Raw genomic sequence first — 26,695 nt, 5'->3', positions numbered from 1 at the left:
ATATTTTAATCCGGAGCATAAAAATGAAAAAAGTAAATTTAACTAAGGCTTTATTAATCGGTGCATCAGCAGCAGTTTTAAGCGCGGGTGCTGTGGCAGGTCCAAACAGTCAATTAACCGTTGCAGAAGGTGCTTCAGCAAAAGTACAAGAGCAATTTAAAGGCTGGGTAGCTGGTGATAAAGTTCGCGGTCGTAAAGATAAATGTTTTGGTATTGCTTTAGCGGGTGAAAATGATTGTAAAGCAGGTGCAGGAACGAGTTGTGAAGGCACTTCAACTACAGACTTCCAAGCTAACGCATGGACATATGCACCTAAAGGTGTATGTGAATCAGTTGTAACTCCTAATGGTAAAGGTTCGCTTGAAGGTTAATAAAGCAGGTTTTCCCCAGTGCATTGTTGCTGGGGAGCAATTAGGTGCAGGTCTTAGTTTAAAACCAGAACATCTTGACGACATTTTAGCTTTACAGGTAGAGCTGCCATCTACAAATAATAATCTTTGGTTTGAAGTGCATACAGAAAATTATTTTGTGGCAGGTGGTCCTCGATTAAATTATCTCAGAGCTGTACGTGAAAACTTTGATATTAGTTTTCATGGTGTTGGTGGCTCTTTAGGCTCTGATCATAAAGCTATGCTTGCTCATACTAAACGGGTAAAAGCGCTAATTGATGAATTTCAGCCAGTGCTGGTATCTGAACACGCTGTATGGTCTAAGTCGAATGGCAAATATTTTGCAGACTTAATGCCGTTACCTCGCACCCAAGATGCACTTGCGTCTTTAATTAATGGTATTGACTGTTACCAGGCGGGCATAGGTCGGTCAATATTAGTTGAAAATCCAAGTAACTATTTAGATTTTATAAGTGATATGGATGAACCTCAGTTTTTAGTTGAGGCAGCGAAGCGTACTGGATGCGGCTTACTTATCGATATTAATAACTTATATATCAGTAGTAAAAACACGGGTATTGATGCGCTTGATTATTTAAAGCAGATCCCTGCTGAGCTTGTTGGAGAAATTCATATTGCAGGGCACGATCCTGATCCAGCTCTTGGTCAGTCATTACTGATAGACAGCCATGCAGCACCGGTAGCGACTCCTGTATGGGATTTGCTAGAACAAGCAATTGAGATATTTGGTCAGCGACCAGTACTTGTTGAGCGAGATGCGAATATTCCATCGTTTGAAGAGCTTATGATCGAGCGGGAAACTGCGCAAAGCTATTTGAATCAAAGTGAGCTACAAAGTCGCTTAAATATATCTCATAAAGAAGTGGTTCGCTGATGAGTACCAACCAATATATTGATGCTTTTACTCGCTATTTGCGAACGGGCGATCCAGGTGCAATGGAGCATTTTTGCGAAAATCCATCGCACATTAAAAGATTAGCTGTGTATAGGAACGGGTTTTACAAAGGCTGCGTTGATGCATTGATAGCTAACTTTCCTATGTGTGAAAAAAAAGTAGGTAGCGAGAACTTTCGAAAAATGGCACGACTTTATGTTGACCGTTTTCCGCCAGAGCAGGGCACTTTGGTCGGATACGGATTAAGCTTTCCAGACTTTGTTGCAGGCTTGATTAAAGATAGTGAAATTGAAAATCAGCATATTTTTGAAGTCACTGTAAATCAGCTAAGTACACTAAGTTTATATACGAACTTAGTTGATATTGCGCATTTAGATTACGCGTGGCTAATGAGTTTGATGAGCGCTGATTCAACTGAAACTTTAACTATAGAATATGTTACTCAACTAATGGAACAAGGTACTGAGCTTACTGAACTTAATGTAAAGCTTAACCCCAGTGTACTGCTACTTAGTGTGAGTGAAGGCGCATTTTTTGAATGGATTTCGCTAAAAACAAATAATAATGATGTCGCTGTAACTAAATCCTCTACTGAGGATTTTATTATGTTATGGCGCTTGCAAGGTGCGGTGCAAGCCCGTTCCCTTTGCGCTGCTGAAGTTAAACTTATGCAGGCCCTACAAGGTACAGGTAGGTCGTTGGGTGAAGCTTTTGATGCAGCAATAACAGTAGATGAAAACTTTGAAGTGAGCGAAGCTTTTACAGCATGCTTACAAAATGAATTATTAGAAATCCAAATCAATTAGTACATTACAAGAGTAGGAACAAATATGGGCATGATAAAAAAAATACAACAACTGTACGTGCAGATGGGAGAGCAGTTATCGCGGTTCTTAGAGCCCATAGCGCTGTTTTTTCTTCGCTTTATGGTCGCTAAAGTATTCCTAGACTCTGGTTTGAGCAAATGGGATGGCTTTTTACAATTTAATGTTGATAAATACGACCTATTTAAATATGAATTTTTCTGTCCTGATCCAGTTAGAGAAGGTGCTTTGCAGCTTTGTAATCCTCAAACCTTAGATTATGTTGATGGCTCATTTCTTGTAAAAGTAATTGAAACGCTTGCTGTGGTTGCTGGTGTTGTTGAGGTACTGCTTCCAATATTACTGATTATCGGTTTGTTTTCTCGCTTTGCAGCACTGGGCCTTATTGGTATGACATTGTTTATTCAGCTTGCAGTTTTTCCTACACTGGATCATTGGATTAATCCGGCATCGTGGTGGGCTGTTTCATTATTAGTGATTTTTGCTCGTGGGCCTGGCTTTTTGTCTATTGATAAGTTACTTGGTTTAGACGCAAAACGTGCAGCAGCTAAATAAGCTTTTGCATATTAAAAGTTAAAAGTAACCGGCAGGCTAATATCATTTAGGTGCCGGTTATTATTTAGACTAGAGTTAAAAATAAGCTTATACAAATTAATTCAATAAATTGTGCTGATTTAATATAACTAACCTCAACCCTGATATTTTCTAATAAAAATACCAAGCCATGCCTAATAGGATTTCCCAATGGAAATAGGATTACTCATTCTTCTGTTCTCAGTTAGTGCTTACTCTATGCTAGCTAAAAAGCTGTCCACAACCATTATTACCGCACCAATGGTATTTTTGGGTATTGGTTTTGCCGTATCACAGGCTGGACTTATTAATATAGGCGATGCACATGAAACCGTGTATTTAATAGCAGAAATATCGCTAGTTGTATTATTATTTTTAGATGCTTCACAAATAAACCTACGAAGATTAAAAAGGCAAAATACATGGCCTTTAAGAATGCTATTGATAGGTTTGCCGTTGAGTATTTTGATTGGTACAGGCTTTGCTTATTTATTCTTCCCACAGTGGCCTTGGGCAATGCTAGCCCTAGTTGCGGCAATTTTAGCACCGACTGATGCAGCTTTAGGTCAAGCGGTTGTTAGTAATGAGAGTGTACCTTTAAACGAGCGACAAAGTTTATCAGTTGAGAGCGGTTTAAATGATGGACTAGCATTACCTGTTATTTTATTTTTTGCCAGTATAGTTGCTATGGAAACCGGCTCTCAAGAAAATGAAATGTCATGGTTAGTGTTTGGATTTAGCCAAATATTTATAGGTATTTTGGTTGGCGCATTAATGGGGTACTTGAGCGGACGTTTATTTTTATACTCTGAGTCAAAAAAAATATCATCGACTATATATGAAGGCATTGGTGTTTTAGCACTTACCGGCACATCATACCTAATGGCAAGTTTACTGGGAGGAAATGGATTTATATCAGCGTTTGTTGCAGGTTTAGCCTTTGGTAATATTGTAAAAGGCCATTGTCGGTTTATATACCAATTTACTGAGAGTGAAGGGCAAATATTAATATGGACTTCGTTTGTTATTATTGGACTTGGCTTACTTCCTTCAGCTGTTGAGAATTTAACTCTCCCTGTTGTTGGTTATATTTTAGTGAGTATATTTATTGTACGGCCTCTTGCTATTTACCTATCGTTAATTGGCACTAAAGCTAAAGTATTAACAAAAGTGTTCATGGGGTTCTTTGGACCTCGAGGTCTTGCCACAGCGCTTTTTGCACTTATTATTTCTAAAGATATTTTAGGCCAGTACGGTCACTCAGTTTTAATTGTTGCGATTAACGCTGTATGGATGAGTACTTTAATACACGGTATTGCAGCAGCACCTATGGCTAATTGGTACGGCGCTAAAATTAAAGTGCTAAAGATTAAATCAAGAGAGCTCGCAAAACTAAAAAAACAAAAGTAGCAATTGAACCAAAATAGGAACTCAGCTATGGTTTGTGTATTAATAAACATAGATTATAAACGAGTTGCTTTAAATACTCGTTATGCGCTTACAAGGATAGAAGTATGTTTAGTCAATTCACTAGAAATATAAAACCATATGTAAATGCCGAATTAGATTTAGCTCATTTAGCTAATAAAAATGGCAAGTTTATAGAGGCATTTGAGCATTTAGAAAATGCTCATGTACTCGGTCAAGAATCTACTTATTTTCATGTTAAAGTGCATATATTGATGTTTTGCTGGGCGTTTAAGCATAACGATTTACGTGAGCTTTTAGGACAGACATTTCGTATTGCTGGAGCAGCTACCAAAACTGCGTTTGGATTAATTCCCAGCGGTAACACCGGCGGGGCAAACGTCAGCCCCTTCAAAGTCATGCCTATTTCTGCTGAGTATTCAGATTATATTGCACGCGCTAAATCAGATGTACAATAAAGCATTATTGATTAGTACTTCATTTTTGGCGAAAAATAGCTTCCCCGACTAATTTTTAAAAATGCTTCAGTTAGCTAACTAGCTCTTAATTATAAATAAAAGTAAACTTTGCATTATTGTCAGCTTATATTTAACTTAGCATGTTTAAAAAGCTAATAATTAAATGGATTTTTATGACTATAAAAACAAAAATAATCAACTATGTATTACTCCCAACTTTACTACTATCACCACTTGTAAATGCTGGACATGAGCAAGCTGTACCCACAACGCCAGAGCAGTGGCGCAGTGTTACAAATAGTGATATAGAAGCTGCTTACAGTATATCTGCACAAAATCACCCTGGTATGTTTGATGTTAATAACCCAACTTTCCCTGATTTATTAAAACAAGCAAAAGCAGAGGCGCTTACATTGTCGGCTCAAGCGAGCGGACCGCAAGTTCATGTTGCGGCAATTGCACGCCTTAGCACTGTGTTGCAAGATGGTCATGCTGGTGCGTTTTCAAGCGTAGATAGACCCGCGCGCCGCTGGCCAGGCTTTAGTGCTGTTTGGCGAGGTGATGCGCTAAAAGTGTATTACAGCGAAGCCAGCAATATTAGCAAAGGCGAGGTTGTAAGCCAATGTGATGGGCAAAGCACTGATACCTTAATGCGTGAGAGAATATTTAAGTTTCATAGTGAAGTGGCACAACCTGGGCACTGGTGGCAGCAAGGTTGGCGGTTACTAATTGACGAGGGCAATCCATTTTTAACTCCCCTAAAAGCATGCGAATTTGTTAAAGCCAATGGCGATACCTATACACACGTATTAAATTGGTCTGTGAGGCCTAAGTCAGCAAGCAAGCATTTAGAAAATGCTTATAACGGTGATGAACTCCCCATTGATTTAACCTGGCCTGAAAAAAACATTGCTTGGATTGCTATGCCTAGCTTTTCATCAACCGAAAAACAAACTGCTGCCTACAATAAAGTATTTGAAAAAATACAACAGCAGCGTAGCAAGCTACTTACTGCAAAAGCCGTGGTATTAGATTTGCGCCATAACCAAGGTGGCTCATCTTATTGGAGCTCACAAATAGCAAAAGGATTATGGGGCCAAAAAGTAGTAGAGCAAAAAGCAAATAATACTTCTCAAAACACGCAAGTATGGTGGAGAGCATCAAAAGATAATACTGACTATGTAGAGTCTTTATTTAGCGTTGTAAAAGATCAACCCGAAGTACTGAAAACTCTTAAAACCGTCGCTGCTGGCATGGCTCTATCACTTGAAAATGATGCCCCGTTTTATGTAGAACAAGAAACTAATACGCTAAATAACATACCACATACACCTTTAGTGAGTGACTTTAAAACCAAGGTGTTTGTTATTGTTCCGCCGCAATGTGCTAGTGCTTGTTTAGATGCACTTGATAAGTTTAAGCTTTTTGAAAATACAACGTTATTTGGTGCACCAAGTAGTGCTGATTCTATGTATATGGAGGTACGTTTAGCTGATTTACCTTCAGGCTTAGGCAAAGTGATTGTACCTAACAAAGTATACGTAAACAGAGCGCGAGGGGCAGGGGCTTACTACAAACCCGATGTGGCGTATAACGGCCTTGATTGGACAACCAATGTGTTGCTTGAGCAAATAAAAACGCTATAAAAAAAGCCGCTTGTTGTAACAAGCGGCTTAACCTTCTAACTAGGAAATAGTTTAGAACGTGTAACGTGCACCAATTGAGTAACGCGGACCGTATTGATTAGCAAATAAGAACTGCTCTTCGTAACGTCCGTAACCTTCTTCGGTTGCATTGTTTAAGTTTATGCCATCAAAAAATACCGTTACGTTTTCGTTTACATCGTAGTTAACGCTCATATCCCATTGGCCGTAGGCTTTAGCATATTGCGGCGGTGCATCAGCTGAGCCTTGTGCTTGGCCTACACCAATTAGGTATGAGTCGCGCCATGCGTAAGTGATTTTAACCGATAGGCCGTCTTTTTCGTAAAAGCCTTGGAAGTTAGCTGAGTCGCTTAAGCCTGTAAGCGGTGCTTGTTGATCTAGGCTTTCGCTATCAAATTCAACGTCGCCATCTACAAATGTTGCGTTAACACCAACACCAAAACCGGTTTCACCAATTAAGTGCTGAACTGCAACTTCAAAACCATCTACCGATTTACTGTCGGTGTTTTGTGGCTGGCTAATATTCCATGTAATTAGCGGATCGTCGCTGTTTGGCTCAATAACGCCATTTGCATTGCCGTAACCGCTGGCAATCATTTGTGCAAAAATAGCGTCGGTTGTTGCTTGCTCGCCACGTGATTCAATATCGCTTACGGCTTGTAAGTAACGAGGGCCGTTTAAAATATCGTGCAAGCCATCAATAGTGGTTTGCGTAATGGTGGTTTGAATAAAGTTATCAACATCTTTTTTAAAGTAACCAACAGATGCGTAGCTGCCTTCTGCGTAGTAATACTCAAGTGATAAATCAAGGTTTGTTGATTCAAACGGTAATAAGTTTGTATTACCTTGGCCACCTGTACGAGAACCTGGTTTTGGGCTGCCTGTTAAACTACGACCACCGGCTAGATTACCTAGTGGTGCACGCGACATTGTTTTACCCCAAGATACGCGGGCTACTACGTCTTCAGTTAAATCAACACTTACGTCGATTGAAGGCAGTAAAACATCGTAATCACCTTGTTGCTCTAAGAAGTTATCATCGCCGCCAGCAGCGTATTGCATGATCCACTCTGAAGCGCTGATCCAGTTAACTTGATCTTCAACGCGTTGACGTACAGTACTGGTTACGTCTGTTTGCTCATAGCGTAGGCCTGCATTTACTTTTACGTAGTAGTTACTTACGTCAAACTCCCAGCTTGATTGAACATAAAAGCTATTAGTGATTTCTTCTACGTAGCTCTCGCTATCTATTCCGTCTGCGTATGCATTAGCGGCATATGCATCGCCACCTGTAACATCTGCCGTTAAGTAAGCAATTTGGCGTGCAACAGCTTCGTCAAAGTCATAGGTATAGTAGTAACCAGGTTGTAAGTCACTGCCGCCGCCATCAAACTGATCTAAAAGGCCTGATGTATCATTACGGGTAAACATGCCGTCTGGGAATATTTCTGTATATGATGGGTTAAAACCTGGGCCACCTACTAAACCACTCCACGCGGTGTAACCACCTGTGTTTTGTTCTGTACGTGATGCGCCAAATTTAACTTTAACTAAACCAATGTCATAGCTTTCGTTATACCATGTTGTGTGCAGCTGTAATTGTTCAATGTTTGATTCACCCGGCGAGTGAGTAAACTGACTAAAGTTTGAATCAATTTCGCCAGGCGTTAATTCACTTGTGCCATTTAACCAATTAACTTGTGCACTAGGTACTTCGCCCGTGCGGTAATCATAAATTTTATTAGCTAGCTGATCAGACCCTAAAATTACTTGGCCTGCACTTCCCAGCCCGTTGTCGGCGCCGTTATCGGTTTCGTTTTTAGAGTCGTGGTAATCAAGCTCTACGTGCCACGTGTCGCTAATTTCCCAATCTAGGTTTAAACCAAGAGAGCGGGCTTTTACTTCTGTAGTGCCTTTATTAGCTGTGAATGACGCGTCATTACCGCTAATGTCTGCATATACTGCAGTGCCATTTTCATCTAGTTCGTAGCCATTTATATTGCTACCAAAGTCGTTCCAAATACCCCAACCAATGCTTTGAGAGCCAGTTACAGCTTTACTTGCTGTGTAATCAAGTGTTGCTACAAAGCCATCGACCGGTGCGTATTGAAAAGTAACTTGCCCATTTGTACGTTCACGCTCTACATCTTCAATAGAGTAGTTCATGTCTTTAGGGAAGTAGTAGTTACCTGCAGAATCTGTGCGGTTATCAACTACGTTGCTGCTATCTAATTCAGGTAAGTCTACGTTTGCCTGCCAGCCTTGAATATTGGCACTTTGTTTTTGAAAGTCACGCTCTTGGTGCGAAAATGAAAAACCGAAACCAAAAGTGTCATCTACAAAGGTATTGCTGTAAACAGTAGAAAACTCTGGTGTTACGTCATCGCCAGCTTCGTTCGACGAGTCGTGGTTTGCTTTAACGGTTGCCGAAAAATTTTGACCTGGCTTTTGAAAAGGTCGCGCAGTAGAAATATTAACCGTTGCACCTAAGCCACCGCTTGGCACGTCTGCACGAGCTGTTTTAAACACTTCAAGCGCACTTACGCCTTCAGAGGCAACGTTTTCAAGGTTATACGAGCGTGTATAACCTGTGCCCGGCATTTGGCGGCCATTTAAGGTAATCAAGTTAAACTCTGGACCAAAACCACGTACTGTAATTTGGCTACCTTCACCGTTAGCGCGGCTTACCGATACACCGGTAATACGCTGTAATGATTCTGCTAAGTTTGTATCTGGGAATTTACCCATTTCTTCAGACGAGATAGCATCTACAATACCCGAAGAGTCGCGTTTCATATCCATAGAACGAATAAGTGAACCACGAATACCTTTTACTTCAATAATTTCTACATCAGGCTTTGCTGATATGTCTGCTTCTGCAGCGATAGCTGTGTTTAATGTGCTCGCAGCAATGATGAGAGACACAGAAGCCGCAAGTTGGCTCTTTTTAAAATTGAATGTGTTCATAATAGCTCTGCTTTATAAAATGTTGTTGTGTAGCAATAGGCGCTAAGCGCCCATTGGTGTGTGTTTTATGGATTTGCAATAATCACGTTATCTATACGGTAAAGCGCGCCATCGCCCATGTCCCAGCTAGGAAAAACCATAATTACGTTTAATGCGCTAATGTCTAAGCCTGCATCAAACAATTGCTGAAGAGGGAAGGTGTATGTTTGCCATTCGCCCGTTACAGGTGCTTGGCCTTCAACACTGCTTGATAAAGCAAGCTCTACTGCGCTTGATGTACCAATTGATTCAATTTTAAATAGCCACTGAGCATCAATATTTGAAGGCGCAGAGACTAGTTTCATATCAAATTGAACTACACCATTTTCAAGTATTGCAGAGGCATCAAACGATACGTCTTCATCAGCTATAAAGCCCATTACTGTAGCAGTAGAACCAATGCTAAATTGCGCTACTGCGCCATGCGCGTCATCATCGGTTTCTGTTGTTGGTGTAGAGCCACCACAACAATCCCAAATACTCCATTGCTCGGCCGCTGCATCTTTAAATACAGTAAGCTCACCCGTTGCAGCTGGCGCTGCATTTGGATTATAAATTTTAACGTTATCTACACGGTAAACAGAGCCTTCACCTGCACCCCATGCTGGGAAAATCATTAATACATCTATAGTACTTACATCTAAGCCAGCAGCTGCAAGATCAGAGAGTTTAAATGTATATGTTTGCCACTCGCCAGTAACTGGTGCTTCGCCTTCAACACTTGCCGTTAATTCAAGCTCTACTGCAGAGTCACCTTCATTTGACTCAACTTTAAACAACCACGGTGTAGCTGGATCGCTAGGCGCTGAGGTTACTTTTAAATCAAATTGAATAACACCTTCATCTAAAATGCTACTAGCATCAAACGATTCGCCTGCGCCACCTGACGATGTGCGGCTATTAAAGCCCATTACAGTAGGCTCTGCACCAATGCTAAATTCTGCGGTTAGACCATGTTCTTCATCATCCATGGCTTCAACTGGGGTTGAGCCACCACAACAATCCCACATTGGCCATGCTAGATTTTGCTCATTTTCAAAAATAGTAAGCTCAGGTGATACGCCTAAGTTATCTTGAGTAATCTCAACATCGTCAATTAAATAAACAGCGCCTTCACCTGCGCCCCATGCTGGAAACACCATGATCACATCAATTGCGCTAATATCTAAATCTGCAGCATCTAAATCTTTTAGTAAAAATGTATAAGTTTGCCATTGGCCAACAACAGGGCTTACGCCTTCAAGACTATCTGTAATTGGCATTTCTACTGCGCTAGAACCTTCATTACTTTCAAGTTTTACAAGCCAAGCTGCATCAGCTGTGCCTGGTGCACTTGTTACTTTCATTTTAAAGCGAACGTAACCTTCATCCAGCATTGGAGATGCATCAAATGGGCTAGCTTTTCCTGCTTCGTCAGTAATAAAAATTTCACGGCTAATAAAGCCCATTACTGTGGGTTCTGCACCTACTACAAATTCAACTACATCACCTTGGGTTTCATCTGCAACAATAGCGGGAGTAGAACCACCACAACAATCCCATGCAGGCCAGTTTGGATTAAATGACTCACCAAAGATAGTTAATGGTGTTGCAATGCCTGTCGAAGGTGGGCTAGGAATTGGTGCATCGCCTTCAAGCAAAGCATCGTCTAGGCTATTGTAACCCGGGCGAATAGTTTCACAGCCTTTACCTGTTTCAGGGTTTGATGCACATTGATAAACGCGTACGTAATCAATAGCAAAGGTTTGGCCGTTTTCAAATGCGCTAGCATCTACACCTAAATCATTTACGTTTTCAGGCCAGTCACCGCCTACTGCTAGGTTTAGCAATAAGTGAAAATCTTTATCAAATGGTGCGCTATCCCAGTGAGTTTCAAGCTCGCCAGAACCTTGCTCAAAATATTCTGCAAACCAGCCACGGTGTTTTAGACCTACAGCCTCGTCACTTGCATTAGTACGAACTTCTGATTGACGCTGAGTTGCATAAAGGTAACCGTCTACGTACCAGCGAATTTCACCTTCTTGCCATTCAACAGCATACGTGTGGAAATCATCTGCCGGGTTAGTATTTTCAGGGAATTTAAATTCTTTGCCCGTAGAGCTGTTATCTGGCCACGCGCGTCCGTAATGAAGTGTGCCGTGGATGCTTGACTCTATTCCACCGTCTTCATCCGGTGTTTTAAGATTTACTGATTCTAAAACATCTATTTCGCCAGAACGAGGCCAAGTGCCGTAAACTTCATCTGTTGGCAGCATCCAAAATGCTGGCCAGCTACCTTGTCCTGATGGAAGTTTGGCGCGCACTTCAAAGCGACCATACGTAAAGTCAGCGTTGTAACGCGTATTTAAGCGCGCTGAAGTGTAAGGTTTTTCTGCACCTTCTTCAGCGGGTAGGGCAACAATGTTTAACACACCGTCTGCAATAAATGCATTTTGCTCGCTGTCGGTGTAACACTGTTTCTCGTTGTTACCACCGCCATTGCAGTTTAATTCATAGTTCCATTTGTTTGTATCAATGGCTGAGCCTTCAAACTCGTCGCTCCAAACCATTTGCCAATCTGATACTGGTTCAGAGGCATCTACATTTTCAAAATTTGATTTAGTGGCAGAGTCGCCACCACAGCCAGCTAACGTAACTAAAGAGATAGCGGCAAGTAAACGTGTAATGTGCGTTGTTTCAATGTTCATAACTGAACCCCGGTTTCAACAGATTATTGTCAGATTAATTGTTTTTTGAGCTTTGTTTTTTCGTGCTGTAAGCGCTTACATTTTGATATGTGTTTTGTAAGCGCTTACAAATGATATTGTGGAGTACGCAAATGGTCAACATATTTGTTTATTTTATTTACAATTAGTTTACGGTAAGACCAGTTTACCAATTTGAGACTGTACATAAATTGCATTTTATACAAATGGTTACGTTGTTTGTGTTTTTTGATGGGAGCAAGAACGGAATATTTTTTACGTCAAAAAGTAGGAAAGGACTTAACAATTAAAAGGTTAGTGACAGGTATATTTATAGTATTTAAAGAGTATTTTGTTTATACCAATCTACATAACAGCAATTTTAAGTCGATTGGTATTGTATGGGACGAAATATATTTGTTTTTACTTGTTTTTAAAAGGCATTGAAAGTAATCCCCAAAGTGATGCATTTTGCTTTTGGTTGGGGTACTCTTTTAAGCCAATATTTATATCTGCGTCGGTTTTTTTTGCTTTATCTTTGTAGCTACCAAATAGTTTATCCCACCAAATTACACTAAAACCATAGTTTGAGTTAGTTTCGCTAACAACTTGGCTATGGTGAATTCGATGCAATATTTGCGTCATTAATATTAAACGCAGTGGCTTTTCAATGGCTTTAGGTAAGCGTATATTTGCATGATTAAATAATGCTAAACCATTAAGTGCTATTTCAAATATAAGTACCGCAATGGCAGGTACGCCAAGAGCAGTTACTGCAATGAGTTTTATAAGTATGCTCAGCACAATTTCGATAGGGTGAAAGCGCAAGCCAGTACTTGTATCTACATGTGCATCGGCGTGGTGTACACGGTGCAAACGCCATAAAATAGGCACTTGATGAAATAATCTATGCTGCCAATAAATTAATATATCGAGTAAAAGTATGCTCAATATAATAATTAAACTGCTTGGTAGGGCTATTTGATTAAATAAGCCAATGCCGTGCTCTTGAGTGTAAAGTGCAACAGCGGTTAACCCAATAGGGACCACTAAGCGCGCAATAACTGATGAAGCAAACACTAACCCAAAATTAGCAAACCAACGTGTACTGCTTTTAATAGGTGCTTGGCGAGCAGGCTTTTGCCATTCAAGCAGCATCATTATAATTAAAATGCTAAAAAAGCAGCCGAGTCGCCACCATACTTCATTAGTCATTTATTACCTCTGAATTTGCACTGCTAAGCGAGTCTTCAGCTGCTTTGTTAGCATCGGCTTCTTGTTGCTTAAGCGTGTGATAACCGCCATGTATACGGGTAAAAATAGTTATGCCACACGCAATAGCAAAAATGCTCGCCATAACTGCAAAGTGCTGCGGCCAAATACAAAATGCAATAAATAGCGCTATTGTTTCAGTGCCTTCGGTTAAGCCGTTTAAGTAGTAAAAACTTTTGTATTTAAATTGCGGTTTTTCGAGTTTAAATTTTTCGGCGGCAATCGCAAAAGCTAAAAAGCTTGAGCCCGTACCAATAAAAGTGGCAAGTAATAACGATCCCGCTATCGCGTTTTGCTCAGGGTTTGCCAAAATAAAGCCAAGCGGAATAGCCGCGTAAAATAAAAAGTCGAGTGTGATATCTAAAAAGCCACCCGCGCTTGAACTTTGGTTTGCATAGCGTGCTAATGCGCCATCAAGTCCATCTAAAATTCGATTTAAAGCAATGGCAACTAATGCGCCGTACCACATTTCAAACGCCAGTAATGGCACGGCTAATAAGCCAACTAAAAAGCCTACAACAGTGAGCTGATCGGCGGTTATGCCGCGTTTATGCATAAGCATAACCACAGGTGTTAAAAGTGGCTTAATTACAGGGGTGATAAATTTGTCTAGCATGTTTGTTACCTTATGCGTATTAAAGCCACGAATTAAAGTGCGCTATTTAAAGTAATGAGTTTGCCATTTGCAGCGTCGGCGTCGCTATGGTCATGAGTTACCATAATTGCAGGTAGCTTATGATCGCGTATTTGGCTAAACACGAGTTCGCGTGTATCAACACGCAATTGGGTGTCGAGTTTGCTAAAGGGTTCGTCGAGTAAAATGGCTTTAGGTTCGCTCAGCAGCATACGTAATAATGCAACACGGGCTTGTTGCCCGCCCGATAAGTTATCGGGGTGACGATTGCCCATATCTTTAAGACCTACTTGCTCAAGTGCATGTTCTATTTTTTCAAGACGTTGTTTTTTATTACCTTTGGGCATTGCAAAGGCAATGTTACCAGCAACAGTTAAATGCGAAAACAATAAAGCGTCTTGATAAAGCACTCCAATATGGCGTAAGTGTGGAGGGGTGTTATCGATATTTTGACCATTAAGCCATACCTCTCCATTGGCCTTAAAGCTACTTGGTAAAGTACCCGTAAGCCAATTTAATAAGCTTGATTTACCACTGCCTGATGGGCCCATAATAGTCAGAATTTCACCGCCATTAACTTGCTCGTTTAAGCTAAGTAGCAGCTCATTTTGGCGATAAAGCTGACAATTTTTAATCTGTAACGATGACTGCATTAAAAAACCTTAACCCTGATAGTGTTAAACATGGGTGCTTTAAATATGTGCACTTTTAAACTTGCGTACTTTTAAACACGTGCACTTTTGAAAAAATATTTAGGTAAACCCCATGCCAGTATAAATCCAATAAGTGGCAACGCCATTTGCATAATAGCGTACACGGCACTGGTGCGTCTGCTTGCGCCATTGGCAAGCGTAACAGCTTCGGTTGTTATTGTGGCTATGCGCCCGCCGCCAGCTAAAAGCGTGGGGAGGTATTGTCCAAAACTAATTGCTAAGCCCAGTGCGGCTGCAATTAAAATAGGGGCAAACAACTGAGGTAGTTTTACTTTAAAAAACACCTTGCATGGCGCTGCGCCTAGACTTGCTGCAACATGAGCAAAACGAGGATCTAAGCGCCTATAGCTGCTCGCAAGTGACAAAAACACATAAGGCAACACAAACAGTAAATGAGTAAGTACTACATTAAAAAATGCAGCTTGGTTATTTACCAATTGTTGTATCCATACTAGCCCAAACAAAAAGGCAATACTGGGTACTAATAACGGTAAGTAAATAATTAAACTGGTAAAACGAGAAATAGGTTTGTCACTCAACTGCTCTGATTCTAAACACAATAAAGTAAGAATAATGGCAAATAGTGTGGTTACTAAACCGATTGCTAGCGTATTAAAAAGCGGACTGCCCATTTGCATTAGCGCACTTTTAAAATGCAGTAGTGTAAATTGCTCAGGCATTGCATCTGGAAAGCGCCAAAAACCTGCAACCGACCACATAACTAAACCAATAAGTGACAACAGTATAAAGCTAATTACTAATGCGGTGAGTACGACCGTTATTTTTTGCCAATAAAATCCGCCGTATTCGCGCACTCCATTAGTGAGAGAGTCGCTAAATAGCACTTTTACGGCCTTTTCCCCGCCAAGCCAAAGGGCTAACAAACCGCCTGTAACAGCCAGTTGTAATAAAGCACCTGTTGAGGCTTTAATACGCAGGTTTAAATCAACATCGTTAAACCAATGCATTATTGCAACGGCCAACGTGGGTGGTGTATTTGGGCCTAATATAAGAGGCATTTCTACACTTGCGCTTGCATAGGCAAGCACTGCTAAAAGCGGCAAACGCAGTAGCGGATAAAGACTTGGCAGTATTACTTTAAAAAAGGCGGTCATTGGACAATAACCTAAGTTAAGCGCAACCTTATGTTGTTGGTGTAATTTTTTGCCAAGCTCAGGTTGAGCAAGTACGCCCAGTGCCATTAATAATAAAAACGGAAGCTCTTTTAGTGTTAAGCCTAAAATAATACTAATACCGAACGAATCATGCGGAAACATGCCGTTTGGCGCAAGTTCCCAGCCGCTTAACCAAGGCGACGCTAAGCGTGAAATCATACCTGAAGGGGCAATTAAAAACCCTACTGCAATAGCCGCAGCGGCATGAGGTATCACTAATATAGGGCTCAATAAACGCTGAATTCGGTTAAGCCACGGGCTATTAAAAAACGCAGCTAAAATCATTAAGGTAATGATAAATGCAAGCAGAGTACTTATTAAGCCCGTTGCAACGCTTAAGGTAACCATTTGAGTAAGGCCAGGTGTTTGCCAAAGGGCATTAAAACCTTGCAAGCTAAACGTTGTTTGCTCAAGTACGGGCGCATAACCAAAGGCAGGCAGCAATACGCTAATTAAGCCACCAAGTACGGGTAGTATAAGTAAAGCGAGTAAAAATCGCGGGCTAAATTTTACAATGCGCGTAAACATATCGGTGCTGCACTGCGTTGTTGCTTTGGTATTTACTGGTACACTTTTTGAAATAACGCTCATTGGCTTACTCCATAACGGGTTTGCCAACCTTGCATAATGGCGTTTACCCAGCTTGGATGAGGTTCGCTCAATGTGCGTTTAATACTGTTTAAAGGCAGTGCACTTGGATGCGGTTTAGCTGTTTTAAATAAGGCTTGCTGATCAGGCGTTAACGTTGATTGAATAAGTACGCTTTTATCGCCCCATATATGCGCTTTTTGTTTTTCAGCTTGCGCTTCAGGGCTGAGTAAAAAATTAGCCAGTAATTGCGCACTTTGCTGGTGGCTTGCATTGTAAGGGATTGCCACAAAATGGGTATTACTTAAACTGCCATCACTCATTGCGTAACTGCGAATGCTGTTTGGTAAATCATAGCGTTTTACAGCTGCCGGTACTTCAGGTGCTGAAAAAGTAAAGGCTAAACTCAACTCTGTATCGTCTACTAAGCGGCGCATTTGAGCACCACTTTGCATAAAATGAGTGCCACCACGCCAAAGAGTTGGGTGTAGTTTATCTAAAAAGTCCCATAACGGATTTAGCACTTGTGCAGTATTTAAAGCGGTAGCTGGTTGGTTTAACTGCGCTTTAATGTTTTCGCTGCTTTGCTGATGCAGTACAACTAAGGCGTATTTTAAAAAGCTCATACCTAAAAAGTCAGGCGGCTTTGGGTAACTAAAGCGACCAGGGTTTTGCGCGCTCCAGTTTAATAATTCGTTTAATGTAGTCGGCAATTTGTTGTTTGCATTACCATTTATTGCAATGCTGTCGTAATAAAACGTAAGTGACGCTTGCCCCCATGGAGCCTCCATCCCATTGGTAGGTAAACCAAAATCAAAGGTTACAGCAGGGTTATTAGCCGGATCGGTTAATGCAAAGTAGGGGAGTTTACTCGCCCATTTTTTTAAAAGCAGAGAGTGCTCACTCATGGTGGCAAAGTTAGCCCCGTTGATCCACATTAAATCTACGCTGCCTTGGTTGTTATTGTTTGCTGATTTTTCGGCAAGTACACGGCTTACTGCTTCGCTGGTATCGCTTAATTTTACATGCACTAGGTTAATGTTGTACTTAGTTTTAACTTGCTGCGCTGCCCATTGAATATAAGCATTTATTTGCGCGTCGCCGCCCCATGCATAAAAGTATACATCTTGATTGCTACCAAGTGTTTGAATTTGTTGCCAGCGAGATCCCTGTTGTGTGTTAATTACTAAATTACTTTTACTATTTGAGTTAATAACGGTATTAGCAAACGCGGTGCTCGAAAAAGCAGCTAAATTTGCGATTGTACAAACGCAAAACGCGACACAGCAAAAGCTGTATCGCGCCTGTGTTTGCCAAAACTTAATGGCGAACATTTAAATCCCAGTTATAGTCTAAAAATTTAACTTTCATGTCATCATTTTTAAGTGCTTTTTGCTGAGCGGGTATCAGTTTAAGTGCATCGCTGTATTGCAAGAAAAATTGCTGTAGCGTGTTTGTACCTCTAAAGCCTTTTTCAAAGTCGTCGCCGTACCACTTAAATATTGAAGACACGCTTAGCGTATTTTCTTGAGCCATATTACGTGTCATATCTGATAAAAAGCGCACCGTTTGCTCTTGCAATTGGCTTTCTAAATCAGTGGCTGTATACGCTTCTTCTCGAAGCGCTGGGCAACCAATACTCGCGCAATTTACTGCAAAGTGAATGCGTGGGTCGTTGTATTTACCGCTGCCACGTATTAAACCATGCTCTATACCATCAAGGCTGCGAGTTTTGCCAAGTAATGGCACAAACTCTTTACTCCATGGTGAGCTAAAAAAGCTTCCTAAGTCTTTAATTGACTTGAGATCAGGGTACTTAGTTAAAATAAGCTCAACAGTCCACGCATTATAAGCATTGATTAAAAAAGCGAGTTGCTTAGGCTTTTCCCATGCGTCAAATTCGCTTTGCGTTACAGCCGTTAACGAATCTAAATACGTTTTTAGCTGTGCATGCTCACGTTTTATAGCAGCGTAATCAACCTCAGTACTGTGATTATGGTTAATAGCAACAACATGCTTATTTAACAATGCATTCCAGCTATCGTGCATGTTTTGGGCTTGGGCCGAAAATGACGTTGCAAACGATGTTACAACTAAAGCCGAACCAAGTAGCAATGCTTTTAGAGGTGTTTTAAACATAATTAACCTCGACGCCAAGTGTGGTATTTTTCAAGCAAGTTAAGCACTTTTTCAGGTGCATGAGCGCGTTTCCACTCACCTGCTGCGTATTTGTTACCTTCAGCCCAAGTAGGGTAGCTGTGTATAGTACCGAGTATTTTGTTAAGACCTAAGCCGTGTTTCATTGCCAGTACAAACTCAGCAATCAAATCGCCAGCGTGTTCAGACACCACAGTAACACCGAGTATTTTGTCTTTGCCTTTGGGTGTAATCACTTTAATAAAGCCTTTTGTAGCGCTGTCGGTAATTGCACGGTCTAGCTCTTCAAATTCAAAGCGAGTAATTTCGTAATCTATGCCTTTGTCTTTTGCGTCTTGCTCGTTTAAGCCAACACGTGCTACTTCTGGGTCAATAAATGTAGTCCACGGAATAACACGGTAATCTACTTTAAACTTTTTAAGGTGACCAAATAAGCCATTTACAGCTGCGTACCAACCCTGATGGGCTGCCACGTGTGTAAATTGGTATGGACCTACAATATCGCCTGCTGCAAAAATATTAGGGTACAGTGTTTCAAGGTACTCGTTAGTTACTACTGTGCGGTTTGTTTCTATGCCTAGCTCTTCAAGACCGTAACCTTTAAGGCGCGCACTTCTACCAACGGCACATAATAGCTCGTCATATTCAATATCTATTTCTTTGTCGTTATGTTTAACAACAATATATTTTTTACCATCGCGTGTTTCACAACGAAGTGCTTGGTGCGATGTTAAAATATTAACGCCACTTTCGGTTAACGCTTCGTGAGCAAAAGTAGACACTTCAAGGTCTTCTTTGATCATGATGCGTTCGCTCATTTCAATTTGCGTAACACTTGAACCTAAACGTGCAAAGCTTTGTGCTAATTCGCTACCAATTGGACCGCCACCTAGTACTACAAGTTTTTTAGGTGCCTCATCTAGCTCTGCAAATTTATTCCACAATGTATCGCTTGTTACATAACCTGTTTCTTCAATACCAGGTAGTGGCGGTACAAATGGACGCGCGCCAGTGGCAATAACAATGGTACGAGCTGTGAGTGTTTGCGTGCCACCGTCGTTAAGTTTAATTTCTACAGTCCACGGGTCGATTAATTTACCGTAACCTTTTACAACATCTACGCCTAAGTCGGTGTAACGCTCAACACTGTCGTGTGGTGCTACATCGGCAATTACTTTGTGTACACGTGCCATTACTTTTTTGAACGAAAACTGCGGTGTCGCATTTTCTAGGCCGTAGTTTTCACCATGGCGAATTTGTTCTGCAATTTTAGCGCTTTTAATAACTGCTTTACTTGGAACACAACCGTAGTTTAAACAGTCGCCGCCCATTTCGCCGGCTTCAATAAGGGTTACTTTTGCTTTAACAGCAGCGGCTATATAACTTGTTACCAAACCACCTGCGCCTGCACCAATAACAATCATGTTACGGTCGAATTTTTTAGGCTTAGTGTAGTTTTTGTATACGCGACGTTTTTTAAACACGTTTAAGATTCCTTTAGCAATGAATGGGAAAATGCCCAGTAAAGCGAATGATAAGATTAAGTTGAATGATAAAATTCCAGATAAGCTCTCTATTTGCGCCAGTTGCGTACCTGCGTTAACAAATACAAATGTACCGGCTAGCATACCTGCTTGGCTGACCCAGTAATAAGTCCATGACTTTATTGAGGTAACACCCATTAGTAAATTGATTAAAAAGAACGGAAACACCGGCACTAAACGAAGAGTAAATAAGTAAAATCCACCTTCTTTTTCAACGCCTGCATCAATTGCGGCTAAGCGCTCAGGAAAACGTTGTTTAATAGTGTCACGTAGTAAGTAACGCGATACTAAAAAGGCAAGCGTTGCGCCAATAGTTGAGGCAAAAGATGCAACTAATAAACCCTCTACCAAGCCAAACAATGCACCTGCGGCAAGTGTTAAAATAGCGGCGCCTGGTAAAGAGAGAGCTGTTACAACTACGTATAGTAAAAAGAACCCACCAATAACCAACAACGGTGACTGCTCTTTGTAATCGCTAAACTGATCCATTGACCCTTTTAAGCCATCAAGCGTAAGTAGTTGGTGTAAGTCAAAATGAAAGAACAGGCCGACGGCGGCCGCTGCAATCAATAATAAAAATATTTTTTTAATCATGTTCTCTCTCTTAAAAACTATGCGTAAGGGTTAGCTTGGCGTTAATTGGCAACTCAGGAAAAGCTAAAGTTGCACCAAAGTAACCGCCTTCAAATACTGGGCGCCAGTTTTTTTGATTCGTTACGTTGTTCACATCTAATCGTAACTTGGTACTAGGCGTAAAAGCATAGCTAGTATTTACGTTTAGTGTGTACTGATCACGAATTTTTACTGTCGCCAAAAAGTCTAATGGGTAACTCTTTGTATATAGACCTGAAAAACCCGTTTGCCATTTCGAATTAATTGAATAATTTCCGTTAAAGCTGAACGATTGCTCAGGGATACCCTGTACACGGGTGTTTGAAGGTGCAAAAGCGGTAAAGCTAGGTGCGCCAACACTGGTACCTTCAATAATATCTGGACGTGAGTTGTCAAATGCATCAGCGACTTGAGCTGAATCTTGGCTACTTGCAGAATTATCGTAGCGAGCATCAATATAGCTGTAGCCAGCACTTAGCCAATAAGGGTAAGCATCATAAAATACTTGGCTTTCAAAGCCGGTAGTACGAATGCCGGTATTACTACCATCACGGTTACGTAAACTACGACGTTGGCTAAACACTGCACCATCGGCGTACCAATCACTATCGGTTGGTGCGTATTTTAAACCAAATTCAACTAAGGTATTTTCGGTTGAAAAGTTTTGTGCGCTAATCGTGTTGTCGCCACCAAGAGACGTGCCGCCAGCCATGCTATTTGATGTGGCTTCGTTGTAACTTGCTGCACCATAAGTGGTGTAATCACCGTTTAATCGGTAGTTAAAGCTTATTTGCCCAGAATGTAGCTTATCGTTAATGCTATCGCGAGCTGCAATTTCACCCTCTGGTGCTATTGGGTCGTGCGCGTCTACATCATAAAAATCAATGCGGTAGCCAACACTTGTATGAAACTTATCTGTCCAATCTGAATCTTGCTGAATAGCAAAGCCTGTTTGCCATGAGCGCGAATCGGTAGTGTCTGATAAGTTAAAGTCGCCACTGCCGTCATTATTAATATCATATTGACCACCAGGGGATACAAATATACCTGGGCTAATTTCAATTAAACGCGCTTGTTGTACATCAGTTAAAGGAATGCGGCGATTTGAAATTGGGCCTGTTAAATCAATAGGTAAATCGGCTTCTGTTGTAAATTGGCTGTAGCCTAATACGCGGTTATAACGCACATCAAATGCAAAAATTGTTTGCTGATCGCTATTCCAAAGATAGGTAAGCTCGGTACGGTTTTGCGCGGTATCGGCACCATCTATAATTTCAACAAAGCTATTTTGTGCAATTTCTTCGCGTTGTAAGTGCTGAAAATACGTGATGTTTTTAATGGATGCGTTGTTGGAAAGTTCACGCTTATAAATGCTGTGTAGTAAATAAGTAGTGGCTTCGTTCTGATTATCAGGATCGGTAAGTACTGTACTACGGTCTATTTTTACTTGCCCAGTTGGTGAGATTATTGAACCTGCTGCTGGTACGGTACTGCCGTTTGCTTGCACGCCTTGGCCGGTAATATAAAGGCCATTATCTATTAGCGCTTGAGTAGGGCGGTTAATGCCTGCGTTATCGGTAAATTCAACTTGGTATAACTCAAAGTTAATATCCCAGCTGCTCTTGTCATCGGGTAATACGCGTAATGATGCAAATAAGCTGTCGCTTTTCGTGCCTGAAAAGTCGTAGTAACTGCCGTTATCTATGTGCTCAGCGCTTACTCTAAATCCTACTTTATCTTTTATAATGGGTGCACTGTAATCCACTAAAACACTGTACTGATCCCATCGGCCTGCAGATACAGTTGCTTTACCTTTACTTTCGTCAGTTGATGCTTTTTTAGAATGTAAGTTTACAAAACCACCGTTGCGTTGGCTTGAGCCAAATAATACCGGTGGCGCGCCTTTTACCACGTCTATCTGTTCTATAGAGTTGAACGATAAGGGCACACCAAAGCCATTATTACCAGCTTGGCGGCGTGTACCATCTTGGAAAAGCTCACCTAATTGCCCACGAATAGTAGGTAAACTTGGTGCGCCAAAACCACTGGCTGAATAGGTATTAGGGCTTACTGCGAGCACGTCTTGTAAAGTCGTAATATTGAGTTGCTCTATTAACTCGCTTGAAATTGGTGTGACTGAGCGGGCTATATCTTGTAGGGCTAAGTTGTCGCCAAAAGGGCCGTCTACAGTGGCGTTTTTAACCGAAAGACCTTGAGATTTAATAACTTGGCCTGCCACCTCAATGCGTTCTATTGCGCCATCTTTTGTTGTTTTTGATTCTTCGGCTGCAAAAGCATTAAGTGGTGTATTTAATATGGTGGCTAGGGAAAGTGCTAAATATGCGTGTTTCAAACGTTTTCTCTCTACGGTTAAAATGTTGTTGGCGATAAAGACCGAAAGGATTAAAAATAAATTTCAGTAAAATTTCGATTCTTTTTGTTTTTTAGAACATAACAAAACGGATGCATTATAAAGGTGGTAATTAAGTACTATTGTTTTATTAGTTGATAAAATATTAATAGAGCGATTGTATTAGAGTGAATGTAAATATTTGCTTTTAATGGGCTTTTTAAATTATAGACTACTTTTCACCTGCTAACATTTTAAAGTTGTTAACTTTTACGCAGCATTTTTTAATTCCTAAAATAAGCTTCACTTTTATTACTACAAAGCTTAATTACTTTTTTAGTTAAAATAATTAAATTTTTTTGAAATAAAAAATAACTTATACGGTCTAGGTTACTTCAACGTTTATTAATATTCATTTAAGGAAATTTTATGACAGGTTCAATGAGTTCTGATGTGCAAAACCGTTTGCAATGGTCACTTTTATCTTTGCGTTTAGGCGTATTTATTGTAATGGTTATGTGGACGTTCGATAAATTCGTAAACCCTGGTCATAGCGCACGTATTTTCGAACATTTTTACGGTATTAGTGGCTCATCTGACATAGTTGCTTATGTTATCGGTGCTCTACAACTTGTATTAGTATTGGCATTTTTAGCGGGTATTAAAAAGCGTATAACTTACGGTATCATTTTTGTAATGCATGGCTTATCAACGCTTTCTTCGTACAACCAGTATATAGATGGCTTTAATAACTTATTATTCTTCACTGCATGGCCAATGTGGGCTGCGTGTTTCGCACTTTACTTATTACGCGACCAAGACGTGAAATTTACTGTAAAGTAATAAAACAATAGCTATACCCTTAAGGTTGTAGCTAAAAATACATTGGGCTGAGTTACTTACTATTTCAGCCCAATGTATAGCCTTTGAGCACTTCTTCTAATAATCCAATCTCTTTGTCATCTTCTAAAAATAATCCTTTTTATATTATTTCATCCTAAATATTGCGTTAGATCAAAGTTAATATATTTGTAAGAACAATATCGACAGCTTTAGTTTATGTTAGCTATACGGTTAGTAGGTTTTAATTACCTCAAGTTATTCAACTCAATGCTGTATAGAAGGCTCGTATGGAAAAGGTTAAAATTTCGTCAGCGCATCAGTCATCAAATCGTTCAGTAAACAAGTCTTCACATAATCAAAATTGCGATGAATGGAGCAAGCTCGATTTAGCACAATTACAAGCAAAGCTAAAAACATCATCCGACGGGTTAAGCCAAACTGATGCCACACAAAGATTGGCACAATATGGACCTAACGAACTAGTTGAAGAAAAAACAAACCTACTACTCAAATTTTTATCTTACTTTTGGGGACCAATACCGTGGATGATCGAGGCTGCTATTATTTTATCGGCGCTTGCTAAGCACTGGGCTGATTTTTTTATTATTCTTGTATTATTGCTGTCTAACGTATTGGTTGGCTTTTGGGAAGAGCATCAAGCGGGTAATGCAATTGCTGCATTAAAAGCAAAATTAGCTAACAAAGCACGCGTTCGCCGTGATACTCAATGGCAAAATTTAAATGCCAGCGAACTTGTACCAGGTGATGTTATTAGAATGCGGATGGGCGATATAGTGCCTGCAGATGCGCGTTTGCTAAATGGTGATCCCGTAGAAGTAGATCAATCATCACTTACGGGTGAGTCGTTACCGGTTGTAAAGTCGGCGGGTGAAACTGTTTATTCGGGCTCTATTATTCGCCAAGGTGAAATAGAAGCAATAGTTTACGCAACCGGCGCTAATACCTTTTTTGGTAAAACAGCACAGTTAGTGCAAGGGGAGCGAACCGCAAGTCATTTTCAGCGAGCAGTGCTTAAAATTGGTAATTATTTAATAATGCTTGCTGCGGCTTTAGTACTGCTTATAGTTATTGTTGCTTTGTTTCGCGATGATCCAATGATCACCACATTGCAGTTTGCACTCGTATTAACCGTTGCGGCAATACCAGTCGCCATGCCAACAGTGCTATCAGTTACTATGGCTGTAGGCGCTCGTTTATTGGCTAAAAAGCAAGTGGTTGTAACACGTTTAGCTGCAATTGAAGAGCTAGCGGGTGTTGATATTCTGTGCTCTGATAAAACAGGCACATTGACACAAAACCTATTAACATTAGGTGACCCGTTTTATATCGAAAACTCAATAAATAAAGGCTCTGCTGAGCAAGTTATATTGTACGCGGCATTAGCATCTCGCTCAGAAAATAACGATCCGATTGACTTAGCAGTATTACAAAGTGTAAAAGCTGAGCAGTATCTAGATTCTTATCATATAGAGCATTTTCAGCCATTTGATCCTGTGAGCAAACGTACTGAAGCATTAATTAAAAATGCTGATGGCAAAACGTTTAAAGTGACCAAAGGTGCACCGCAGGTTATTTTAGCTTTGTCGGCTAATATTGAGGCAGTTAAAACTCAAGTTGAGGCATCAATAGATGAATTTGCAGCACGTGGGTTTCGCTCTTTAGCGGTTGCTAAAACAGACGAGCAAGGTAAATGGCAATTTATAGGTGTATTGCCGCTTTTTGATCCACCGCGTGAAGAAGCAATACAAACCATTGCCGATGCAAAAGAAATGGGTATGAGCGTTAAAATGGTCACGGGCGATCAAGTGGCCATTGCGCGCGAAACTGCAAGTAAACTGGGTTTAGGGACAAACATTCTTGATGCTAGTGGATTTGGTGCAACTGAGCATCATCAAGCCACACAGTTAGATGACTTAATCGAGAGTGCTGACGGATTCGCACAAGTATTCCCTGAGCATAAATACCATATTATTGATGTGCTTCAGCATAGAGGGCACATTGTTGGTATGACAGGGGATGGCGTAAATGATGCGCCAGCACTTAAAAAAGCTGACTGTGGTATTGCTGTATCGGGCGCTACAGATGCAGCGCGTTCAGCAGCATCAATTGTGTTAATGACCGATGGCTTGTCGGTTATTATTGATGCAGTTAAAGAAAGCCGAAAAATATTTCAACGCATGAACAGTTACGCTATTTACAGGGTTGCTGAAACACTGCGCGTACTACTCTTTATGACAATGGCGATATTAATTTTTAACTTTTATCCGTTAACAGCAGTCATGATTGTAATGCTTGCTTTACTTAACGATGCCGCCATTTTGTCTATTGCATACGACAATGTGCATTATCAAAATAAGCCCGAGACATGGAATATGCGGCTCGTTTTAGGTATTGCATCTGTGCTGGGAATTGTAGGGCCAATTGCAGCCTTTGGTTTATTTTACTTGGGAGATAAAGTATTTGAACTCGACCGTCCTCATCTTCAAACATTAATGTACTTATTACTTTCTGTAGCAGGGCATTTGACTATATTTTTAGCGCGTACCCGAGGTCCATTTTGGTCTATTAAACCGTCTGCTATATTAATGGTCGCCGTATTTGGCACGCAAGTTATAGCAACACTTATTGCTGTTTATGGTGTGTTTATGACCCCACTAGGATGGGGATGGGCACTTGCTGTGTGGGCATATGCTTTGGTGTGGTTTTTTATTAACGATGGTTTAAAGCTAGTGGCGTATCGAATTTTTGATCCGACAGAAGCACCCTTATTAGAGAAGAGTTAGCATATAGGCTTAAAAAAATGGTTATAAGCCAAGTGGCTTATAACCAATAGTACACAAGGGA

19 protein-coding genes are annotated in these 26,695 nt (G+C 40.7%); 9 read left to right on the top strand and 10 right to left on the bottom strand.

The window, feature by feature from the left end; genetic code table 11:
- Window positions 1-23: 23 nt before the first annotated feature.
- The 7 genes from I6E82_RS06505 (at window position 24) to I6E82_RS06475 (ending at window position 6,234) form a co-directional block, all read left to right on the top strand.
- Window positions 24-371, top strand: a complete 348-nt coding sequence (locus I6E82_RS06505; RefSeq protein ID WP_024591926.1) for a BufA1 family periplasmic bufferin-type metallophore — start codon at window positions 24-26, stop codon at window positions 369-371.
- Window positions 361-1,284 carry an MNIO family bufferin maturase gene (gene bufB / locus I6E82_RS06500; RefSeq protein WP_165721698.1) on the top strand — a complete coding sequence of 308 codons (924 nt, stop codon included), beginning with the start codon at window positions 361-363 and terminating at the stop codon, window positions 1,282-1,284. Before I6E82_RS06505 ends, bufB begins: the two co-directional genes overlap by 11 nt.
- On the top strand, window positions 1,284-2,111 hold the full coding sequence (locus tag I6E82_RS06495; protein ID WP_165728986.1) for an HvfC/BufC N-terminal domain-containing protein: 828 nt from the start codon (window positions 1,284-1,286) through the stop codon (window positions 2,109-2,111). The genes bufB and I6E82_RS06495 overlap by 1 nt, the downstream gene beginning before the upstream one ends.
- A gap of 30 nt (window positions 2,112-2,141) precedes the next feature.
- On the top strand, window positions 2,142-2,684 hold the full coding sequence (locus tag I6E82_RS06490) for a DoxX family protein (RefSeq protein ID WP_231616707.1): 543 nt from the start codon (window positions 2,142-2,144) through the stop codon (window positions 2,682-2,684).
- Window positions 2,685-2,873: 189 nt separating this feature from the next.
- Window positions 2,874-4,112 (top strand): cation:proton antiporter, encoded by a 1,239-nt coding sequence (locus I6E82_RS06485; RefSeq protein ID WP_165721695.1) that lies wholly within the window; start codon window positions 2,874-2,876, stop codon window positions 4,110-4,112.
- 104 nt (window positions 4,113-4,216) lie between these two features.
- Complete coding sequence (locus I6E82_RS06480; RefSeq protein ID WP_165721694.1) at window positions 4,217-4,588, top strand: DUF3703 domain-containing protein; 372 nt, start codon at window positions 4,217-4,219, stop codon at window positions 4,586-4,588.
- A 173-nt stretch (window positions 4,589-4,761) separates the two neighbouring features.
- Complete coding sequence (locus tag I6E82_RS06475; RefSeq protein WP_165721693.1) at window positions 4,762-6,234, top strand: S41 family peptidase; 1,473 nt, start codon at window positions 4,762-4,764, stop codon at window positions 6,232-6,234.
- A 51-nt stretch (window positions 6,235-6,285) separates the two neighbouring features.
- On the opposite strand, the gene I6E82_RS06470 is transcribed toward I6E82_RS06475, so the two are convergent.
- The 10 genes from I6E82_RS06470 to I6E82_RS06425 all read right to left on the bottom strand — a co-directional run bounded on the left by I6E82_RS06470 (window position 6,286) and on the right by I6E82_RS06425 (window position 22,990).
- Window positions 6,286-9,219: a TonB-dependent receptor gene (locus tag I6E82_RS06470; RefSeq protein WP_197117206.1), complete on the bottom strand. Its 2,934-nt coding sequence runs from the start codon at window positions 9,217-9,219 to the stop codon at window positions 6,286-6,288.
- 65 nt (window positions 9,220-9,284) lie between these two features.
- Window positions 9,285-11,945 carry a glycoside hydrolase family 16 protein gene (locus I6E82_RS06465; protein ID WP_197117204.1) on the bottom strand — a complete coding sequence of 887 codons (2,661 nt, stop codon included), beginning with the start codon at window positions 11,943-11,945 and terminating at the stop codon, window positions 9,285-9,287.
- Between the two features lie 420 nt (window positions 11,946-12,365).
- Window positions 12,366-13,157 (bottom strand): sterol desaturase family protein, encoded by a 792-nt coding sequence (locus tag I6E82_RS06460; protein WP_197117202.1) that lies wholly within the window; start codon window positions 13,155-13,157, stop codon window positions 12,366-12,368.
- On the bottom strand, window positions 13,150-13,830 hold the full coding sequence (locus I6E82_RS06455) for a CDP-alcohol phosphatidyltransferase family protein (protein ID WP_165735596.1): 681 nt from the start codon (window positions 13,828-13,830) through the stop codon (window positions 13,150-13,152). The genes I6E82_RS06460 and I6E82_RS06455 overlap by 8 nt, the downstream gene beginning before the upstream one ends.
- Before the next feature lie 32 nt (window positions 13,831-13,862).
- On the bottom strand, window positions 13,863-14,501 hold the full coding sequence (locus tag I6E82_RS06450) for an ATP-binding cassette domain-containing protein (RefSeq protein WP_002960109.1): 639 nt from the start codon (window positions 14,499-14,501) through the stop codon (window positions 13,863-13,865).
- Between the two features lie 71 nt (window positions 14,502-14,572).
- Window positions 14,573-16,327 carry an ABC transporter permease gene (locus tag I6E82_RS06445; RefSeq protein ID WP_197117199.1) on the bottom strand — a complete coding sequence of 585 codons (1,755 nt, stop codon included), beginning with the start codon at window positions 16,325-16,327 and terminating at the stop codon, window positions 14,573-14,575.
- The gene (locus I6E82_RS06440) at window positions 16,324-17,658 is read right to left on the bottom strand and encodes an ABC transporter substrate-binding protein (protein ID WP_197117197.1); all 1,335 of its coding nucleotides are present in this window, start codon (window positions 17,656-17,658) and stop codon (window positions 16,324-16,326) included. The genes I6E82_RS06445 and I6E82_RS06440 overlap by 4 nt, the downstream gene beginning before the upstream one ends.
- Window positions 17,645-18,463, bottom strand: a complete 819-nt coding sequence (locus I6E82_RS06435; protein ID WP_024591910.1) for a DUF547 domain-containing protein — start codon at window positions 18,461-18,463, stop codon at window positions 17,645-17,647. Before I6E82_RS06435 ends, I6E82_RS06440 begins: the two co-directional genes overlap by 14 nt.
- A gap of 2 nt (window positions 18,464-18,465) precedes the next feature.
- A complete protein-coding gene (locus I6E82_RS06430) occupies window positions 18,466-20,619 on the bottom strand; it encodes an FAD-dependent oxidoreductase (RefSeq protein WP_024607846.1) in 2,154 nt (717 codons plus the stop codon).
- A gap of 10 nt (window positions 20,620-20,629) precedes the next feature.
- Complete coding sequence (locus I6E82_RS06425; protein WP_197117195.1) at window positions 20,630-22,990, bottom strand: TonB-dependent receptor; 2,361 nt, start codon at window positions 22,988-22,990, stop codon at window positions 20,630-20,632.
- Window positions 22,991-23,416: 426 nt separating this feature from the next.
- Here I6E82_RS06425 and I6E82_RS06420 point away from each other — a divergent pair, with 426 nt between their 5' ends.
- Together I6E82_RS06420 and I6E82_RS06415 are read left to right on the top strand one after the other, a co-directional pair.
- The gene (locus tag I6E82_RS06420; RefSeq protein WP_007581772.1) at window positions 23,417-23,830 is read left to right on the top strand and encodes a hypothetical protein; all 414 of its coding nucleotides are present in this window, start codon (window positions 23,417-23,419) and stop codon (window positions 23,828-23,830) included.
- Window positions 23,831-24,117: 287 nt separating this feature from the next.
- Entirely contained in the window at window positions 24,118-26,634 is a 2,517-nt protein-coding gene (locus I6E82_RS06415; protein ID WP_197117193.1) for a plasma-membrane proton-efflux P-type ATPase, read from the top strand.
- The last annotated feature ends 61 nt before the right edge of the window (window positions 26,635-26,695 follow it).

Origin of the sequence: Pseudoalteromonas sp. NZS11, assembly GCF_015864765.1 — a bacterium.
Classification (GTDB): domain Bacteria; phylum Pseudomonadota; class Gammaproteobacteria; order Enterobacterales; family Alteromonadaceae; genus Pseudoalteromonas; species Pseudoalteromonas arctica.
This window is presented reverse-complemented; position numbering and strand designations above follow the sequence as displayed.

Coding starts and splice junctions, on each gene's coding strand:
- I6E82_RS06505 (WP_024591926.1), top strand. CDS start 24: ATGAAAAAAGTAAATTTAACTAAGGCTTTATTAATCGGTGCATCAGCA.
- I6E82_RS06495 (WP_165728986.1), top strand. CDS start 1,284: ATGAGTACCAACCAATATATTGATGCTTTTACTCGCTATTTGCGAACG.
- I6E82_RS06490 (WP_231616707.1), top strand. CDS start 2,142: ATGATAAAAAAAATACAACAACTGTACGTGCAGATGGGAGAGCAGTTA.
- I6E82_RS06485 (WP_165721695.1), top strand. CDS start 2,874: ATGGAAATAGGATTACTCATTCTTCTGTTCTCAGTTAGTGCTTACTCT.
- I6E82_RS06480 (WP_165721694.1), top strand. CDS start 4,217: ATGTTTAGTCAATTCACTAGAAATATAAAACCATATGTAAATGCCGAA.
- I6E82_RS06475 (WP_165721693.1), top strand. CDS start 4,762: ATGACTATAAAAACAAAAATAATCAACTATGTATTACTCCCAACTTTA.
- I6E82_RS06470 (WP_197117206.1), bottom strand. CDS start 9,219: ATGAACACATTCAATTTTAAAAAGAGCCAACTTGCGGCTTCTGTGTCT.
- I6E82_RS06465 (WP_197117204.1), bottom strand. CDS start 11,945: ATGAACATTGAAACAACGCACATTACACGTTTACTTGCCGCTATCTCT.
- I6E82_RS06460 (WP_197117202.1), bottom strand. CDS start 13,157: ATGACTAATGAAGTATGGTGGCGACTCGGCTGCTTTTTTAGCATTTTA.
- I6E82_RS06455 (WP_165735596.1), bottom strand. CDS start 13,830: ATGCTAGACAAATTTATCACCCCTGTAATTAAGCCACTTTTAACACCT.
- I6E82_RS06450 (WP_002960109.1), bottom strand. CDS start 14,501: ATGCAGTCATCGTTACAGATTAAAAATTGTCAGCTTTATCGCCAAAAT.
- I6E82_RS06445 (WP_197117199.1), bottom strand. CDS start 16,327: ATGAGCGTTATTTCAAAAAGTGTACCAGTAAATACCAAAGCAACAACG.
- I6E82_RS06440 (WP_197117197.1), bottom strand. CDS start 17,658: ATGTTCGCCATTAAGTTTTGGCAAACACAGGCGCGATACAGCTTTTGC.
- I6E82_RS06435 (WP_024591910.1), bottom strand. CDS start 18,463: ATGTTTAAAACACCTCTAAAAGCATTGCTACTTGGTTCGGCTTTAGTT.
- I6E82_RS06430 (WP_024607846.1), bottom strand. CDS start 20,619: ATGATTAAAAAAATATTTTTATTATTGATTGCAGCGGCCGCCGTCGGC.
- I6E82_RS06420 (WP_007581772.1), top strand. CDS start 23,417: ATGACAGGTTCAATGAGTTCTGATGTGCAAAACCGTTTGCAATGGTCA.
- I6E82_RS06415 (WP_197117193.1), top strand. CDS start 24,118: ATGGAAAAGGTTAAAATTTCGTCAGCGCATCAGTCATCAAATCGTTCA.